This is a genomic window from Microbulbifer aestuariivivens, assembly GCF_039545115.1.
Taxonomy (GTDB): Bacteria; Pseudomonadota; Gammaproteobacteria; order Pseudomonadales; family Cellvibrionaceae; genus Microbulbifer; species Microbulbifer aestuariivivens.
The window spans coordinates 94,293-112,084 of sequence record NZ_BAABRT010000012.1; the positions used below are offsets into that span (position 1 = coordinate 94,293).

Genomic DNA, 17,792 nt, shown 5'->3' on the forward strand with positions numbered 1-17,792 from the left:
CTGCGCCGGCCTCCCGTTAAACAGCCGCCTCCTGAAACTGCAGTTCCGCGAGGCGCTTGTACAGCGGCGATGATTCGACCAGTTGCGCATGGCTGCCCTGGGCCACCAGCCGCCCCTGCTCCAATACCGCAATGCTGTCTGCGTGCAGAATTGTCGCCAGCCGGTGGGCGATGATGATGGTGGTGCGGCCTTTCATCAGGGCCTGCAGGGCCTGCTGTACGTGGTATTCGCTCTCGGCATCCAGCGCACTGGTGGCTTCGTCCAACAGCAGGATTTTTGGGTCTTTCAGGATTGCGCGGGCAATGGCCAGGCGCTGCTTCTGGCCGCCAGAAAGGCGCGTGCCCTGTTCGCCCAGATGGCTGTCGTAGCCCTGTGGCAGCTGCTGAATAAAGTCATGGGCGTGGGCCGCCTTTGCCGCGGCGATGACTTCCTCGTCGCTGGCATCTGGCCTGCCGTAACGGATGTTGTACCAGACATCGGCGGTAAACAGGGCCGGCTGCTGCGGCACCACCGCCAATTGCCGGCGCAGGGTTGCGGTGTCCATCTCGCGAATATCCACACCATCGAGGGTGATACTGCCCCCCTGCGGGTCGTAGAAACGCTGCAGCAATTCCAGCAGCGTGGACTTGCCGGCGCCGGACGGCCCAACCAAGGCGAGGCTCTTGCCCGCTTCCACCACCAGACTGAGATTGCGGATCGCCGCCTGCTCCGGCCGCGACGGATAGCTGAATTCCAGCGCCTGAAAAGCCACCTCGCCACTGCCCGCAGCAGGCGCTTGCCCGGGTTGCGGAGCACCCCCACTCGCGGGAATATCCGCTTGCACATTCAGCAAGTCCACCAGCCGCTCGGTGGCGCCGGTGGCGCGCTGCAGTTCACTGTAAACCTCAGAAACCGTCGCCACCGCGGAGCCCATCAGCATGGCGTAGAACACGAAGGCGGCCAGGTCACCGGCACTCATGCGCCCGGCAATCATATCGTTGCCACCCACCCACAGCAGGCCGCTGACGGCGCCAAACATCAGCAATATGACACAGGCGATCAACAGGGAGCGCTGGCGAATGCGTCGCCTGGCCACCTCGAATGCGGTTTCCACTTCCCGGGCGAATGCCCGCTTTTCATGCTCCTCGCGGGTATAGCTCTGCACCGTCTTGATATGCTGAATGATCTCGCCGGCGTAGCTGCCCACATCGGCAATCGAATCCTGGCTGGCCCGAGCCAGTTTGCGCACGCGACGGCCGTAGAGCACGATGGGCAACAGCACCAGCGGCACGCCTACCAGCACCATCAGGCTCAGCTTGAGATTGGTGAACAGCAGCAGCGCCAGCGCGCCGATAAACATCAGCCCGCTGCGCAGCGCCATCGAGAAAGAGGTGCCGATAATATGCTGCAGCAAAGTGGTGTCGGTGGTGAGCCGCGACATGATCTCGCCGCTGCGGTTGGTTTCAAAAAAACTCGGGTGCAGCGTCACGATATGGTCGAAGACCGCCACCCGCAGGTCCGCCACCACCCGCTCTCCCAGCCACGACACCAGGTAATGTCGCGCATAGGTGCCCACCGCCATCAGCAGCGCCAGCGCCATCAGCACCAGCACCGCATGGCCCAGTGCCGCACTGGAACCGGTGACAAAGCCGCGGTCCACCAGCACCCGGATACCCTGCCCAATGGACAGGGTGATGCCCGCCGTAAACACCAGCGCTACCCCCGCTGCCAAGAGCACCGTGCGATAGGGGCGGACAAACTGCCACAGCTGCACCATCATCCGGGCAAAACTCATGCTGGATGAGGCCGAAGCCAGGGGCTTCTCAACCGGGGCATCGATTGCGTGTTCTGTTGTATCCGACATAACTACCTGCAGGTTTCTCAATAAGGCGAAGTGCCAGGTGGCGCACTGGCTAGAGTACCGGACCAAGTACCGGGCCAAGTACCAGACCAAGTACCAGACCAAGTACCAGACCAAGTACCGGACCAAGTACCGGACCAAGTACCGGGCCAAGTACCGGGCCAAGTACCGGACCAAGTACCGGACCAAGTACCGGGCACAGTAGCGTGCGAAGTGCCGGGCACAGTACCGGACAAAGTGCCGAGCACAGTGCCGAGCGAAGCACCAGGCAAAAGACACAAGGGGCGAATGCCATCTCCACACCGCCGTAACCCGGCTCCAGTATTGCCGCCCGCGCATGGCGGTGTTGACATTGGCGGCCCACTGGGAGATCAATGGTCCGGCACAAAGTGAGGCTTGCCGCCTGCGGAGTCAAACGCAGATGGCGGGCTATGTTATCCATCTATCCGGTTAATGGCCTGCGGGAGACGCACAGTGAAAACACTCAGCGGCGGCTGCGCTTGCGGTGAAGTGCGCTATGAATGTACGGAAAAACCGCTGCTGCAGTTTATCTGCCACTGTCGCGATTGCCAGCACAGCGGCGGCAGCGCCTTTATGGCGTTCGTGTTCGTACCCCGCGACCGCCTGACCTATCTCTCCGGCAACCTGCATCACTACGATGTCAGCGCCGAGAGCGGACGCCTGCTGCGCCGGCAATTCTGCGGCAGCTGTGGCTCGCCGGTGTCGGCCCACTGGCCCGCCGCGCCTCTGGTGGAACTCTTAACCAGCGCCAGCCTCGATGACCAGAGACTCTTCACCCCCACCCATGAGCTGTGGATGTCCCGTGCCGAACCCTGGCACCCGGTGCACCCGGACACCCTCAAACTCCCCCATGGGCCGGATGAGCAGCTGGTGCGCGCAACACTGCGAGCACACTTCGCCGCGCGGCAACAACCCTGACGCCCGGGCTGAATGAAGGGACGGGAATAAACCACTCCACCGGCAATTCAGCGGGATTGCGCGGAGCTGAGAGAAATTGAGGAGCATTGCAAGTGGTTGAGAATCGCCGTTGAACAGCATGGATTTTCTCGGCGCCGCCGAGCCGCGCCTGACCCTGTATCTGCCCCACAGGCCCAACGGTTTGGCCCGCCTGGTGACGGCCCCCGACAGCCAGCAGCTGATGGCCGCCAACTCCAACCACTGGCGCAAGATCGTGACCCTGCTGGCCAAAATTACAAGCCCAGGTGCCGATGACTGGCGACGCTTCCGGGATGAGCGGCTCTTTACGCAGACCGCGCTCTGTTTTGCGCCGGCGCTGAGCGACAGCCCAGGCTGGCACTGGATCGGCGGCGGGGAAAACCTGGCGCGCTTCACCGCGCTGGATCACAGGGCCCGGCCGCTGTCCGCCTGCCCGAGCGTGGCGATCGACCCGGCAAAGCGGCTGCTGCTGACCCCGTACCCCGACTACCGGCAACTCAGCAACAGCGTGGTCAGCCATATCCGCGCGGCGCTTGAGCCGTATGGATTTTACCGCTGCTGATGGTGGCCGCTTCCGGCACTCGAACATTTCCGCGGCAGCAGGCAATAAACCGTATCTGCCACCATTGGTTTATGATTTCAGCCCCACTCAACCATCACTCGGTTTTTACCCGCCAGCGGTGAGCCACAGTGGCCGATAACACTCTTGCCGGAGGATATTCCTTGTCTGCGCCAGTGCAACTGCAACGATCCCTCTCCCTGCCCGTCATCAGTTTTTACGGTATTGGCACCATTATCGGCGCGGGCATTTATGTGCTGATCGGCAAGGTGGGCGGCGCTGCCGGCATGGCAATGCCCTATGCATTTCTGCTGGCGGGAGTCATCGCCGCGTTTACCGCGCTCTCCTATGCCGAACTGTCCTCGCGCTTTCCGGTCAGTGCCGGCTCGGCGGCGTATATCTGGAAGGCCTGGAACCGGGCCTGGCCGGCGCAGGTGGTGGGGGCACTGGTGGCCATCACCGGTATTGTTTCCGCGGCCACCATTGCCAACGGCTTTACCGGCTACTTGGCGCTCTTTGTGCAAATCCCGGACGCGCTGGCCATCACCCTGCTGATCGCGCTGCTGACACTCATCGCCCTGTGGGGCATTAACGAATCGGCAATGACCGTCATGCTGGTGACGCTGATCGAAATCGGCGGCCTGCTGTTTGTGATCTATACCAGCCTGGACGCTCCCAGTGCCAATAGCTGGACGGCTATTGCCGCGCCGCCGCACTGGGATGCGCTGCCGGGACTGATCGTCGGCAGTTTTCTGGCCTTTTATGCCTTTATCGGCTTTGAGGACATGGTCAATACCGCCGAGGAGGTGAAGAACCCGCGCAAGGTGCTGCCGCGGGCGATCCTCATCGCCATCGGCGTCTCCACCCTGCTGTATGTCACCGTGGCCGCCCTCGCCGTGCGCACGCTGCCGGTGGAGGAACTGGCACAAAGCGAGGCGCCGCTGGCGAGCATCGTGACCAACGCGGGGTACTCCGCTGCGCTGATCGGTGTCATCAGCCTGTTTGCCGTGGTCAATGGCGCGCTGGTGCAGATCATCATGGCCTCGCGCCTGCTGTACGGCATGGCGGTAAAAGGCATGGCCCCGCAGGTACTGGCGCGGGTGAACGGCAAAACCCGCACCCCGGTTCCTGCCACACTGCTGATCGGCGCACTGATTCTGGTATTCGCCCTGTGGCTGCCACTGGCCACCCTGGCAAAACTCACCAGCTTTATCATGCTGCTGGTCTTCTCCCTGGTAAATGCGGCCCTGCTGACCATCAAGTGGCGCCGGCAGCCATGCCCGCCGGAGGTCATGACGTTTCCGGTCTGGGTGCCGCTGGCGGGCCTGCTTTGCTGCCTCACGCTGATGGCATTCGCCCTGTCGGCATAAAACACGGTAAAAGCGCAGTTCACGCACAGGGGCATTCAGGGGTCTCAGCCCAGCATCTGGCGCAGGGAGTCCTCGATCTGGCCGCCACAGTAGCGGCTGCCATATTCACCGCGCTGCTTCTGCAGAAAAGTCCGGATGGCGGGGCGCGCCTCGATTCGTTCACATAAACCGGCTATCCCCGGCGCCGCCGCCAGCAGATCCTCCCGCAACGGCGGCAGGCAATGCAGCAGAGTCCCAAACAGGGCAGTGACGGCGATATCCGCCACCGAGAGCTGACTCCCCAGCAAAAAGCCATCGCCGCTTTTCAGCCCGTGGGCAAGCCCGGTGTGCTCGAACACCTGCATCCACCGCCGCAGGCGCTGTGAACGGAACTGCTCCCACGGCTCTTTTTGCCACATCAGCAGCCCATTGTTGTTGGTGATTTCCTTCAGCACATCGTTGCAGTCGAGAATTGTCTTCAGCGCCAGAGTGTGCAATTCCGAGGGGGCGGGCAGGCGGTCGTATTCCCGGCCGAGATGCATCAGGCAGGCCGGCATCTGCGCGAAATAGGTCTGGCTCCGGCACTCGTAAAGGTAGGGAGGCGCCATGCCGGGGTTGTGGATTGCCAGACCGTGCTCGGGATAAATCTCCGAGGCATGGCGCCGCTGGTAGCGCGCGCCCACCTCCTCCAGCATCAGCTGCACAAAGTTGCCGCGAAACGGCAGATCCCAGTAGAAAAGCTTGTAATCCATGGGGCCTCCTCGACTCAGAAGGGGGGATCAGAAAATCCGGGCGTTTGAGAACCAGAAAGTCACGGCGTTGAGGAAATCAGGGGAGCAGGCATGCCCGCCACTCGCAGCGAGCCAACCGCCCTGCACACAGGGTAGCTGCCCGGTTAGCGAATGCACCCCGCTACTCTCCACCATTCTCCGCCACTCTCCGTTACTCCCCGTTACTCCCCGTTACTCTCCGCAACACCCTGTAAGCCAAAGCTCCCCGCTACGGCACCGCAGAATCGCCGGCGACAGTGCTTGTCATGGCGCTGGGACATTGGCGCGTCTGGAAATAAACCGGGCAGTGGCATCGAGGAACAAAGGCGAGGCATGGAGCCATTGGAAAAGCGCCGGGAATCGGCTAAATTCCCCGCTCACTTTTTGACCAGGCCGACAAAGGCGCTGGTTTAGCGATGGGCCCATACCCCTCTGAGATTGCCCCTTATGAGTTCCGATGTGAAAAAGCATTTCATCAGCGCACAACAACTTCTCAACGACTCTTACGCGCTGGCGGAAAAGGTTTTCCAGAGCGGTTTCCGCCCCAACTATATCGTCGGCGTCTGGCGCGGCGGGGCGCCGGTGGGCATTGCGGTGCAGGAGCTCTTACAGGTTATGGGTGTCGAAGCCGACCATATCGCCATCCGCACCTCGTCCTACCGCGGCATCGGCCAGCGCGACAAACAGGTGCGGGTACACGGCCTGAGCTATCTGGTCGAACGACTGCAGTCCCACCACAGGCTCCTGATCGTGGATGACGTGCACGACTCCGGCCTCAGCATCGAGCAGACGATCCGCGACCTGCAAACCGCGTGCAAACAGAACACCCCGGAAATCCGCATCGGCACCCCCTACTACAAGCCGCAAAACAACCAGACCGGGCGCGAACCCCACTACTACCTGCACCGGACCGATCAGTGGCTGGTATTCCCCCATGAAATTCACGGCCTCTCCCGCGAGGAAATCCTGACACACAAGCCCGAGCTGGCCCCCTACCTCGATAGGATTGCGACCGCGCTGTAACCGGCATGCAGCCGGCGGGGCATCTGGCCCGTGCTGAACCGCTTGCGCTTGCCGGCGCTTCTCACCGGCCTCGTCCGTTGTCATTGGCCCTTTTTCTTTTCTCCCTGCTATTTTCTCCCTGCTCTTTCCCCCTCACTCCCTGCTCTCCGCTCTCCGCTCTAGTGCTCTTCCGTGACTACGCTCAAGGCAATATCGAGAAATTGGCGCGAATAGCCTCTTTTGCCCGGATTATGCGGTTCCCCGAGTGTCATGACGCCGCCAAGGCGTTAGCCAATCACAGCTAAAACCATTAACATTTTGGCAACTTTTTTCGTCACGCTGGCCTTATTAAAAGTGCTCAAAATTAAAATCAGTCAGCGCTACGACTGCGGCTTTTCGAATACAGGTTGCCCAGGCCGTCCCTTACAATCAACACGCGAGCAATCAGTACGTGAGCAATCGGCACGCGAGTAACCGGCACGCAAGTAATTAATTAGCCGCAAAAAACTGTGTGCGCAGCAGGCGACTTCCGGCTCTTTTTCCTGCATTAACGGAGTCCGTTGTTCACAGCAGCTGGTGGCCACAGGAACCGGCACCCACATAGGTCGCCAACCGGATACGCCACTTTTGATTTATAAAAATAACCCACCTACAGGTGCCCCTATGACCAGGTTATTGCTCCCAGCATTGCGCGTTCGTTTTAGGAGCATTTCGCATCCGATACTCGCATCTTTTCTCCTGTCACTGTTTCTATGCCTGAGCCTGAGCCTGAGCCTGAGCAAACCGGTTTTCGCCAGTGAAGGGATGAATGCAATTGTCTATGCACCATCGCTGTCTTACCGCATTTCCTCACAGGTGGAAATTGGTATTGAAAAGCAGGGGCGCTATGAAAAGCTCATCACCAACGAGCGCGAGTCCAGCACCACCAATAGCGGCAGTCAGCAGAACACCAACTCCACGATCATCTCCAGCGATACCAGCAAGGTTCGCAAGAAGACCACCAACCCCAAAAAACGCGCTTCCCGCCCAAAAGCCAGTGGCCTTCTCGGCGGTGTGGTGCGCGCGGTGGGCGGGGATTATTCCGGGCTGGTGCAATGGGGCGGCGGCTTTCTCGATCACATGATGGAACCCCGCTACAACTGGGATGTGACCGAGACCTACAGCACCTCTAAAAACACCAAGACGACCACCAGCCAGTCCATTACCAACAGCTGGAAAAATACCAGCCGTTTGAGTGAAGTGATTACCAATGAACTGAAATACGATATCAACAAGGGATTTATTCAATTCACCGTAAGCCTGACCAATGTCGGCGAGCGCACCATCCATATCAACCGGCCCAACTTCTTCATCCACTTCGTGCATGAGGATGGCAGCGAGGTGTTTGCCGGCAGCGCCAAAGTACTGAGCGGCCTGGAAAGCGGCGGCACGATTTCCCCCAATCAAAATTACCTGCTGCAGGTACGCGCAGAGAATCTCGACTTTATCGACCTTTCCGACAAGTACCGCCGCGCGGATGGAATCCGCATTGCGCTGCAGGACCTGAAAGTCCGCTTTGGCGATGAGCAGATGGCCGTGAGTGAGGTCCGCGAACAGCTGCAGGACACCCATGTGCAGTTCGATTACTACGACGGCAACCGGCGCAGCACCCGCTATCTGGCGGTGCAGCCCGGCGTCACGCTGCAGGAATTTCTCACCCTCGCCCTGAAGAACAAAAACTACCAGCTCGGCGCTGATGGCAGCGAGGCGCTGGTGCGCGAGATCAACGGTCTGACAAGCAGCACAGCGATTTTTGCCGAACTGCGCGCTGAAAGGGACCGCTTCGAATGGCGCCGCTGGTTCACCTCGGTGGTCGATGACAACGGCCGCGTGTTTGAAGCCAACCGCGACAGCAAACTGTACCCGGGCTACTCAGTAAAGCTCGGATATTTTGGCGCCAAGGATATTCTGCCGGAGAGTGAATATCGTCCGGTGGTTTACCGAAAGACCAATGTGCCCCTCGATACCGAGCAGCTCTACCAGCTGGAACTGGACCTGGCGCCCGGCGATATTATTGAATTCACCAACCTGCGTTTCGGCAATAATTTTTACCTGAACAAGGTCGACTTTGACCTGTTGCCCGCCAGCCAGCAGGAGGTGCTCAACTGGCAGCAACAGCAGGCGGTCGCGCAACGCTGGGGGGCGACCAGTGGCGGAATCACCTTTAGCGGATATGGGGGGCCCGCGGGACTCAGCAGTTTCGATTCCCTGGTCCAGCGTATTCGCAAAGGCGAACCGGGCAGCTTTGCACCGGCATTCGGGCCGGCGAATCCATCCGCGGGTTTCTACAAGCTGACCCCGACCCGTGTGCAACGGGTACCCGCCCGCCCCCAGTCACTGATTCTCAATCAGGACGACAGCTTCAACCTGAGCAAAGAGGAAGCGCTGCTGCTTCTGCGCGCGCTGCAGTGCATGGGCCTCGGCAAACGGTTTGTGCACTACCGCAACAGTGAGGCCGCCGGTGACCTGAACTTCCAGCACGCCACCATCAGTTACAACGCCCCGAGCGGCACCCAGGTAACCCTCAAGGAAATGATGGCCAGGCTGGGCATGCTGAGACGCCATAACGAGAGTGATGAAGATTTCCTGCGCCGCTGGCTGCGGGAGGAGCAGGTATTGCAGTTCGAGGTTACCGAAACCGTGCGCAAGCCCGACAACTTCTGGCGCTTCGCCGCACCGGAGGCGCAGATTCCCAGCGGCTTCATCCAACTGCAAAAAGCCGTGCAAAACCCCGCGCAGAATCAACACGGCTACCTGTTCAGCGACGGCGCGACACTGGGGCCGCTGGAAATCAGGCCGCCCCTTCCATTCGGTTTCGCCGCCATGCCGTTTGCCATGCCGCAGGCCGATCACGATCCGCGCAAATACCTCTATCTGCCCGATATCGATTCGCCGCTGATGGTGCTCGCTTCACAGGACCCGGCCCTACCGCTGCCGCGCAAGGTAGGCTCGGAAATCACGGCAACATTGCAAGTTGTGCGCTACAACGACTAACAATCAGGAGACGTTATGAACAGCAAAAAAACCACCGCCGCTTTTTTCGCACTCTCTTTCGCCGGCTCCCTGCTGGCACAGGCCAGCTGGGCAGAGGAGGAGCCCAAGTGCCACGTGTACCTGCCCTCCTCGGGCTGGACCACCAATGTGCGCGCACAGGTGCGCACACAGTACAGTTCGCAGAACCTGTGCAAGAGTCAGCTGAGCGGCTTGCCCTGTTACCGTTATTTTGAGAGCCGCGAGGCCTGTCGCAGCGATGACGCGTCTCTGGTGAATTTATTCCTGATGGATGCCGAGCGGGATGGGCAGATTATCTCTAACATCCCCCGTTAACCGAACCCGCAAAGGTCCAGCACTACCGGGTATTGATTCAATGCCCGGCGTGCGCCAGCGCCAGGCATTCCCAAAGGGTCTTCACGATTCGCGACGGCTTCGGCGATAGCCGCTGTATCGCCACAAAATCACACTGATATTGATAGCGCTGCGGGCAGATGGCCCGTATCTCGCCCTTCTTCAAAAATGACTCCGCATAGTGATCCGGCAGGTAACCGATATAGCGGCCGGACTGCAGGCAGTGCACGATGGCTTCCTGGTCATTGACGGTAATATCCCGCTCCAGTCCCAGTTTGTTGCCCACCTCCATATTCGGCGAATGGTAGCCAAGCCCGGCGTATTTGCAGTTGCGGATGGCGTCATCGTCGATGGAGATATCCGCGGTCTCGAACAGCGGGTGCCGGTAGCCGCAGTAGAGGTACATCTGCTCGTAAAAGAGATGCTGGTAGTCGAGGCTGGGGGACGCCCGGTGGGTGGGGATCAGCCCCAGCTGGAAGCGTCCCTCCATCACCCCCCGCTCGACCTCATTAATCGGCTCGATATGGATGTCCAGGGTCACCTCCGGCGCCAGATCGTCAAACCGGCGCAGCGCCTCGCCGATATTGGCCGCGGGGTTGGTGGCAAGCTTGTCGAACAGGGCGATGGAAATATGTCCGGTCATGCGCTTGTGCACATCGGCCACCTCGCCGCGAAATGCCTCCAGGGAGGCCAGCAGCTTCAGGGTCGCCTGGTAGATCTGCCGCCCCTCGCCGGTGAGCGCGAAGCCGGCGCGCCCGCGCCGGCACAGGGTCACCCCCAGACGCACCTCCAGATCCTTGATATGCCGGCTGATGGTGGAACGGCCCACGTTCAGTTCCAGCTCCGCCGCAGAGAAGCCCCCCGCTTCCGCCACCGCGCGAAACACCCGCAGCAGCCGCAGGTCGATATCACTCAACTGGCCAATCAACGCCGCCTGATTACGTCCCACCGGTCAATAACCCCTACAACTAAGTTTCATCTATATGAAACTAAACATCGATAAATTGCAATTTATGCAACATTGATCCTCACCTAAAGTCGCTGTCATTCCACAGTCAAACCGAGTGTATCCGGGAGAATAAGAATGAGTGACAAGTTCGCCGGCCTGACCCAGGCACAGCTGGACGCCCACTGGATGGCCTACACAGGCAACCGCCAGTTCAAGCGCGACCCGCGCATCATTACCGGCGCCGATGGCTGCTACTACACCAGCGCCGATGGCCGCCGCATCTTTGACGGCCTGTCCGGCCTGTGGACCTGCGGTGCCGGCCACAACCGCGCGGAAATCGCCGACGCGGTCAGCGCGCAGCTGCGCACCCTCGACTACGCGCCGGCCTTCCAGTTCGGCCACCCGAAAGCCTTCGAGCTGGCCGAGCGCATTACCCAGCTGATGCCGCAAGGGCTGAACCGCGTGTTCTTCACCGGCTCCGGTTCCGAATCCGCCGAAACCTCGCTGAAGATCGCCCGCGCCTACTGGCGCAAAAAAGGCATGCCCAGCAAGACCAAACTGATCGGCCGCGCCAAGGGCTACCACGGGGTGAACTTTGGCGGCATCAGCGTCGGCGGCATCGGCGCCAACCGCGCCCTCTACGGCACCGCCGTGGACGCCGACCACCTGGCCCACACCATGCTGCCACAGAACAAGTTCACCAAGGGCATGCCGGACGAGGGCGCGCACCTGGCGGACGAACTGCTGGAACTGGTGGCGCTGCACGACGCCTCCAACATCGCCGCCGTGATCGTCGAGCCGATGGCCGGTTCCGCCGGCGTACTGCCGCCGCCCAAGGGTTACCTGAAGCGCCTGCGGGAGATCTGCGACCAGCACAACATCCTGCTGATCTTCGATGAGGTGATTACCGCCTTTGGCCGCATGGGCGCCGCCACCGGCGCCGAGGCCTTCGGCGTGACCCCGGATATCCTCAACACCGCCAAGCAGCTCACCAACGGCGCTGTGCCCATGGGTGCGGTGATCGCCAAGCAGGAAATCTACGACACCTTCATGGAGCAGGGCGGCCACGACTATCTGCTGGAACTGCCCCACGGCTACACCTATTCCGCCCACCCGGTAGCCTGTGCCGCGGCGCTGGCATCGCTGGATATTCTCGAACAGGAAAACCTGTTCAGCCGCGCGGCGGAACTGGCAACAGTGCTTGAAGAGCGCGTGCACCAGCTGAAAGGCCTGCCGCTGATCAGCGATATCCGCAACTGCGGCGTCGCCGCTGGCCTGACCATTGAGGCGGCGCCGGGCGAGCCACTGCTGCGCCCCTACCAGATCGCCATGAAGATGTGGGAGAAGGGTTTCTACGTGCGCTACGGCGGCGACACCGTGCAGCTCGGCATGCCGTTTGTGGCCGAAGCCGAGGAAGTCGACCAACTGGTAAGCGCGCTCGGTGACTGCATCAAGCTGGTTGCCGACAGCCAGTAAGTCACCGCGACGGACCCGGCCGCGGCCGGGCGCCGCAACCAAGTAAAAATTCTGCAGGATTAAAAAAGAGAGGTTCTTTCATGAACATTGTGGGCCACTACATCAACGGCCAGGTCATCGAGGCCGCCGAGCGCACCCAGGACGTATTCAACCCGGCCACCGGGGAGGCCACCAAGCAGGTCGCCATCGCCGCCAAGGAAACCGTCGAGGAAGCCATCGCCGCCGCACAGGCCGCCTTCCCCGCCTGGCGCAACACGCCGCCGGCCAAGCGCGCCAAGGTGATGTTCAAGTTCAAGCAACTGCTGGAAGAAAACGCCGAGCAGATCTGCGCGATCATCGGGGAAGAGCACGGCAAGATTTCCCACGACGCCATGGGCGAGCTGACCCGCGGTATCGAAAACGTCGACTTCGCCTGCTACGCCCCGCAGATGCTGAAGGGCGAGCACAGCCGCAATGTGGGTCCCAATATCGACTCCTGGAGCGAGATGCAGCCGCTGGGCGTGGTTGCCGGCATCACCCCGTTCAACTTCCCTGCCATGGTGCCGCTGTGGATGTTCCCGCTGGCCATCGTGTGCGGTAACACCTTCGTGCTCAAGCCCTCCGAGCGCAACCCCTCCGCATCCCTGTTCATCGCCCAGCTGCTGAAAGAAGCCGGCCTGCCGGACGGCGTGATGAACGTGGTGAATGGCGATAAGGTCGCCGTCGACACGCTGCTGACCGCGCCCGAGGTACAGGCGGTGAGCTTCGTCGGCTCCACCCCGATTGCCGAATACGTCTACTCCACCGCGTCCGCCCACGGCAAGCGCTGCCAGGCGCTCGGCGGCGCCAAGAACCACGCCATCATCATGCCCGACGCCGATATGGACAACGCCGTCGCCGCCCTGACCGGTGCCGCCTTCGGCTCCTCCGGCGAGCGCTGCATGGCACTGTCGGTGGCGGTCTGCGTTGGCGACGAGGCCGCCGACACCTTTATCGAAAAGATGAGCGCAGAGATGCAGAAGCTGAAAGTGGGTGCTTACACCGACAGCAGCAACGATTTCGGCCCGGTGATTACCGAAGCGCACATGAACAAGGTTAACGGCTATATCGCCAGCGCCGCCGAGCAGGGCGCGAGCATCGTGGTGGACGGCCGCAATCCGCAGGTGAAGGGTTACGAGAAAGGCTTCTTCGTCGGCGGTACCCTGATCGACAACGTGAAGCCAGGCATGACCTGCTACGAAGAGGAAATCTTCGGCCCGGTACTGCTGGTAGTGCGCGCCCGCAGCATGGAAGAAGCCATGCAGATGATCAACGATCACGAGTACGGCAACGGCACCTGCATCTTTACCCGTGACGGCGAAGCCGCCCGTTACTTCAGCGATAACATTCTGGTCGGCATGGTGGGCATCAACGTACCGCTGCCGGTGCCGGTTTCCTACCACAGCTTCGGCGGCTGGAAGCGCTCCCTGTTCGGCTGCCTCAGCGCCTATGGCCCCGACGGTGTGCGCTTCTACACCAACCGCAAGACCATCACCCAGCGCTGGCCATCCAGCGGTGTGCGCGAGGGTGCGCAGTTCTCCTTCCCGAGCAACTGAGCCCTTGCCTCCCCGGCGCAGCGGCTGCGAATTTTTCGCGGGCGCCGCGTCCGCGGGCGGATGCTAGAATGCACCGAAAGGAACTCGGTGCAACGGCAAATGGATGTCAGCAACTTTCTTCAATATTCCGATCTTATCGCCACCTCGGGCCAACCGAGCGCACGAGATTTTGAGTCGATCGCCCAAGCTGGTTACAGGGCGGTTATCAACCTCGCCATGAACAACTCCGTACCCGCACTGCCCGGCGAAGATCACATCGTCAGCAGCCTCGGCATGGCCTATGTGCAGATCCCCGTGCCCTTCGATCAACCCGCCCCCCAACACTTCGCCCTGTTTGCCGCAGCGATGCGGGAGCTGGAGCGGACTGCCGTATGGATTCACTGCGCACTGAACAAACGGGTATCGGCCTTCATGTACCTGTACAACCGCATCCACCGGCATCAGCCCCAGGCTCAAGCTGCAGCCCTGCTGCACACCGTGTGGCACCCGGACCCCGCCTGGTGCAACCTGATCCACACCGTGCTCGGCAACTACGGGATCAGTGACACTGGAGTCAGTCACACCGGAATCGGCGGCACCGGAGCAGCCTGAAACGCTCACCACAAAATCGTTAAAAATTTTTGGATATTCCGGCAAGCACTTTGCGCTCGGCCATCCCTGCACAGGTTCAGAAAAGTTTTGGCAGGCAGTGCCCGACAGCGGCGGACGTAAATCGATTGATCGAAACTTCTGATTCATCGAGCCCTATGATTCTTCGAGTCTTCCGATTGATCGAGCCCTATGATTTTTCGAACCCCCTAGCTGGTCGCAGCTTCGGCAGGGTTTCAATTTTCTTTTTATTCTGCATTTTGCCCTCTGTTTTTTCGCCCCGCCCGATCTTGCTCCCCCTCCACGATTCATACAGCTCCTGGGGCAAGGGGTATAAGCATAGAAATAATCCGTATTTCTCACAGGTACCACTCAGCATCTAAACTCCCTGCCTTTTCACCCTTCCCCCGAAGCCGCAGCTGGTATCAAGTAGTTATGAGCTCAAAATCTCCGCAAATTTCCTCCGCGCTGCTTGCCGCAGCCACACTGTTCACCGTCGCTTCCGCCGAAGCCACCAACGGCTATTTTGTCGAAGGCGTAGGCCCCAAGGCACAGTCCATGGCTGGGGTAGGAGTAGCCCTGCCGCAGGACGCACTGGCGGCGGCCAACAATCCAGCCGGTACCGCGCTGGTGGGTGACAGACTAGATGTCAGTTTCAGCTGGTTCACCCCCGACCGCAGCGCGCGCATTCGTGGCAATATTTACGGCGCAGACGGCACTTACGACGGCAACAAAAAGAGTGACTTCCTGATTCCCGAGCTGGGCTATACCCGCGTGCTCACATCCCAGCTCAGCTGGGGCCTGGCCGTCTATGGCAACGGCGGCATGAATACCAGCTATAAAAACAACCCGTTTGCGGCCTTCGGCTCCAGCGGCGCTGCCGGCGTCGACCTGAGCCAGCTGTTTATCACCCCCTCGCTGGCCTACCGGCCAACACCGGATCACTCCTTCGGAATCGCCGCCACTTTCGCCGCACAGCGCTTCGAGGCCACCGGCCTGCAGGCGTTCGACAACCCGCAGGTATCCGCAAGCGCCGGTAATGTCACCAACCGCGGCCACGACACCGCCTATGGCTGGGGGGTAAAACTGGGCTGGATCGGCCGCCTGCGCGATGATCTGAGCCTTGGGCTGAGCTGGTCTTCGCGCATCGAGACCGGCGAGTTCGAGCGCTACGAAGGGCTGTTCGCCGATGCCGGGGGTTTTGATATTCCGGAAAACTATGCCATCGGCCTGAGCTGGGAAGCCACACCGCGCCTGACACTGGCCGCCGACTGGCAGCAGATTCTGTACAGCGATACCGGCTCTGTAGGTAATTCCCTCAGCCTGCTGTTCCAGGGCAAACCGCTGGGGGCCGCTGGCGGACCGGGGTTTGGCTGGCAGGATGTGGAAGTCAGCAAGCTGGGCATAGCCTTCCGCGCCGCCGATGAGCTGACCCTACGCGCGGGTATCAGCCACGCCGAGCAGCCAATTCCGACCAGCGAGACCTTTATTAATATTCTCGCACCCGGCGTCATTGAGGATCACATCAGCATCGGTGCGGACTGGCACACGGGCTTGGGTGAAATCACTCTGTCCTATGCCCATGCCTTCGAAGAAACCGTGCAGGGGACCAACTCCATCCCCGCCAACTTCGGTGGCGGCGAAGCGGAACTGACCATGAGCCAGAATATTCTTCGCTTTGGCTGGTCCCGCCGTTTCTGATCGCATCTAATCGGGTCGTCCTCTCGGCGACCCGGTTATCGCTGCCACTCAAATAGCGATCGCAGCGGTTACCCCCCACGCCAATACAGTAATCAATGGTCCCATTCCCGGGTAATTGGAGCCTGCAATAGTGCTCGGTTAGGGCTTTACTCCTCTCAAATAGCTGCCCTCCGCCCGTCATTGCCCTCTTCGCGGGCAGCCATACCCTGCGTCGAAGACTTTCCTTCCCATGGTATAAAGCCGCATACGGTTCAACCAATGGCTAACACCCGCGTCGCGATCAGCGGAAAGGACCGCAACTTAATATGCTCGGCCAACTTCTCAGCACTGCCGCTACGATATTTTCGATTGCGCTGCTCACTGCTTCTGCAGAAGAAAACCCACCCGCTACAGCTACCGCGACAGCGCCTTCACTGGCGATAGAACAGGGCGCGGCGCTGACACTTAACACCACCAGCGACGGAAGCTATTTCATCTCCGTCACTACAGATGATCCGCAGTTTCGGATTCAGCCAATGCTGAGCAAAATGGCTAAACCCATGGAAGAGTGGGCAAAGACACCTGGAGTGATTGCGGTGGTAAACGGCGGATTCTTTACCGGTAATACGCCCCTGTCTCTGGTTGCCAGAGAAGGCAGATTACAGGCGCATAATATCTCCGCAGTCACCCGGGCGGGACGCTCATATCCAGTTCTCCGCAGCGCCTTCTGGGTCGATAGCAAAGGTAATGCACAGGTTGGCTGGATATATCATCATGCCGGTGAGGGCCAGCCAAGAAGTTACCCGCAACCCCTGCCCTATTCATCACCGGCCGAGGTACCGCTGCAAGCGCCGAAAATAAATAGCGGAATAGCCCTGAAAATGGATTGGGGGATTGGCGGTGGCCCGCGTTTATTGAGGGAGGGGAAAGCCTCCCTGACTTATCAAGAGGAAATTTTTTGGGGTTCAGGAATGCGCCTGGATGACAAACGACCACGCACCGCCATCTGTAGCGCAAACAAGCAGCGAATAATACTGTATGTAACCCCCTCAGCCCGGCTCGACGAGCTCCCGGACAGACTTCTGGAGTTGGGCTGCCGCGACGCCATCAACCTCGATGGCGGCGGTTCCAGCTCACTCTACGTGAACGGAGAATCCATTCACGACCAAGGGCGGCCCGTACCTGCCGTGATCGCAGTGGTGCTCCAACATTGATAGATATCGATATCTACGTGGAAAGACCGTCAAACTGCAAATATTTGTGACAATTAAATCTAAGATCTAGCTGGATTTGAACCTGTGCATAATAGATAAAATAAGGAAAGATACCCTACTCTGACTCGATATGATGAGCCACAGCGGCCGAAGTGACACCTGTCTTCTTGGCGCGCTTTACTGCCTCTCTACAAAACTCTTCCGTATATGCCTGAGCTTTCTTCTTACCCATGGTACACCTCCGTGTTAGGCCGAAACCTAACTATACAGAGTGTCTACTAAACGTGGGTAAGTCTTAGGGATAACGCCAAGCTAAGTGGCGCGCGCGATCAGTGTGCGTCCTTGCTTGAGCGCCTTGTTAAACGGCGACCTAATGATTGTTTGAACCACCAGAAAAGCACCAAAATTAATACTAAATAAACCGTGTAACTGATAAATACAAACCAGCCA

15 protein-coding genes are annotated in these 17,792 nt (G+C 60.0%); 12 read left to right on the top strand and 3 right to left on the bottom strand.

Going from position 1 to position 17,792, the window contains the following annotated elements:
* Window positions 1-16: 16 nt before the first annotated feature.
* A complete protein-coding gene (locus ABEA58_RS08945; RefSeq protein WP_345550743.1) occupies window positions 17-1,843 on the bottom strand; it encodes an ABC transporter transmembrane domain-containing protein in 1,827 nt (608 codons plus the stop codon).
* A gap of 37 nt (window positions 1,844-1,880) precedes the next feature.
* On the opposite strand from ABEA58_RS08945, the gene ABEA58_RS08950 reads away from it, so the two are divergent.
* The 4 genes from ABEA58_RS08950 to ABEA58_RS08965 all read left to right on the top strand — a co-directional run bounded on the left by ABEA58_RS08950 (window position 1,881) and on the right by ABEA58_RS08965 (window position 4,726).
* Window positions 1,881-2,045: a hypothetical protein gene (locus tag ABEA58_RS08950; RefSeq protein WP_345550744.1), complete on the top strand. Its 165-nt coding sequence runs from the start codon at window positions 1,881-1,883 to the stop codon at window positions 2,043-2,045.
* A 269-nt stretch (window positions 2,046-2,314) separates the two neighbouring features.
* Entirely contained in the window at window positions 2,315-2,779 is a 465-nt protein-coding gene (locus ABEA58_RS08955; RefSeq protein WP_345550746.1) for a GFA family protein, read from the top strand.
* A 118-nt stretch (window positions 2,780-2,897) separates the two neighbouring features.
* Window positions 2,898-3,359 carry a DUF6942 family protein gene (locus ABEA58_RS08960; protein ID WP_425563525.1) on the top strand — a complete coding sequence of 154 codons (462 nt, stop codon included), beginning with the start codon at window positions 2,898-2,900 and terminating at the stop codon, window positions 3,357-3,359.
* A 161-nt stretch (window positions 3,360-3,520) separates the two neighbouring features.
* The gene (locus ABEA58_RS08965) at window positions 3,521-4,726 is read left to right on the top strand and encodes an APC family permease (protein ID WP_345550750.1); all 1,206 of its coding nucleotides are present in this window, start codon (window positions 3,521-3,523) and stop codon (window positions 4,724-4,726) included.
* Window positions 4,727-4,770: 44 nt separating this feature from the next.
* Here ABEA58_RS08965 and ABEA58_RS08970 read toward each other — a convergent pair whose 3' ends face one another.
* Window positions 4,771-5,457, bottom strand: a complete 687-nt coding sequence (locus ABEA58_RS08970; RefSeq protein WP_345550753.1) for a glutathione S-transferase — start codon at window positions 5,455-5,457, stop codon at window positions 4,771-4,773.
* Between the two features lie 477 nt (window positions 5,458-5,934).
* On the opposite strand from ABEA58_RS08970, the gene ABEA58_RS08975 reads away from it, so the two are divergent.
* From ABEA58_RS08975 to ABEA58_RS08985, 3 genes are all read left to right on the top strand, one after another.
* A complete protein-coding gene (locus ABEA58_RS08975) occupies window positions 5,935-6,498 on the top strand; it encodes a phosphoribosyltransferase (protein ID WP_345550755.1) in 564 nt (187 codons plus the stop codon).
* Window positions 6,499-7,281: 783 nt separating this feature from the next.
* Complete coding sequence (locus ABEA58_RS08980) at window positions 7,282-9,510, top strand: hypothetical protein (protein ID WP_345550757.1); 2,229 nt, start codon at window positions 7,282-7,284, stop codon at window positions 9,508-9,510.
* A 15-nt stretch (window positions 9,511-9,525) separates the two neighbouring features.
* Window positions 9,526-9,843 (top strand): hypothetical protein, encoded by a 318-nt coding sequence (locus ABEA58_RS08985; protein WP_345550758.1) that lies wholly within the window; start codon window positions 9,526-9,528, stop codon window positions 9,841-9,843.
* Window positions 9,844-9,880: 37 nt separating this feature from the next.
* On the opposite strand, the gene ABEA58_RS08990 is transcribed toward ABEA58_RS08985, so the two are convergent.
* A complete protein-coding gene (locus ABEA58_RS08990; protein WP_345550760.1) occupies window positions 9,881-10,810 on the bottom strand; it encodes a LysR family transcriptional regulator in 930 nt (309 codons plus the stop codon).
* Between the two features lie 135 nt (window positions 10,811-10,945).
* Here ABEA58_RS08990 and aptA point away from each other — a divergent pair, with 135 nt between their 5' ends.
* The 5 genes from aptA (at window position 10,946) to ABEA58_RS09015 (ending at window position 17,342) form a co-directional block, all read left to right on the top strand.
* Window positions 10,946-12,286 carry an omega-aminotransferase AptA gene (gene aptA / locus ABEA58_RS08995; RefSeq protein ID WP_345550762.1) on the top strand — a complete coding sequence of 447 codons (1,341 nt, stop codon included), beginning with the start codon at window positions 10,946-10,948 and terminating at the stop codon, window positions 12,284-12,286.
* Between the two features lie 80 nt (window positions 12,287-12,366).
* Entirely contained in the window at window positions 12,367-13,860 is a 1,494-nt protein-coding gene (locus tag ABEA58_RS09000; RefSeq protein WP_345550764.1) for a CoA-acylating methylmalonate-semialdehyde dehydrogenase, read from the top strand.
* Window positions 13,861-13,947: 87 nt separating this feature from the next.
* Complete coding sequence (locus tag ABEA58_RS09005) at window positions 13,948-14,451, top strand: protein tyrosine phosphatase family protein (RefSeq protein WP_345550766.1); 504 nt, start codon at window positions 13,948-13,950, stop codon at window positions 14,449-14,451.
* Window positions 14,452-14,883: 432 nt separating this feature from the next.
* Window positions 14,884-16,149 (top strand): OmpP1/FadL family transporter, encoded by a 1,266-nt coding sequence (locus tag ABEA58_RS09010; protein ID WP_345550768.1) that lies wholly within the window; start codon window positions 14,884-14,886, stop codon window positions 16,147-16,149.
* Between the two features lie 305 nt (window positions 16,150-16,454).
* A complete protein-coding gene (locus tag ABEA58_RS09015) occupies window positions 16,455-17,342 on the top strand; it encodes a phosphodiester glycosidase family protein (RefSeq protein WP_345550770.1) in 888 nt (295 codons plus the stop codon).
* Window positions 17,343-17,792 lie beyond the last annotated feature (450 nt).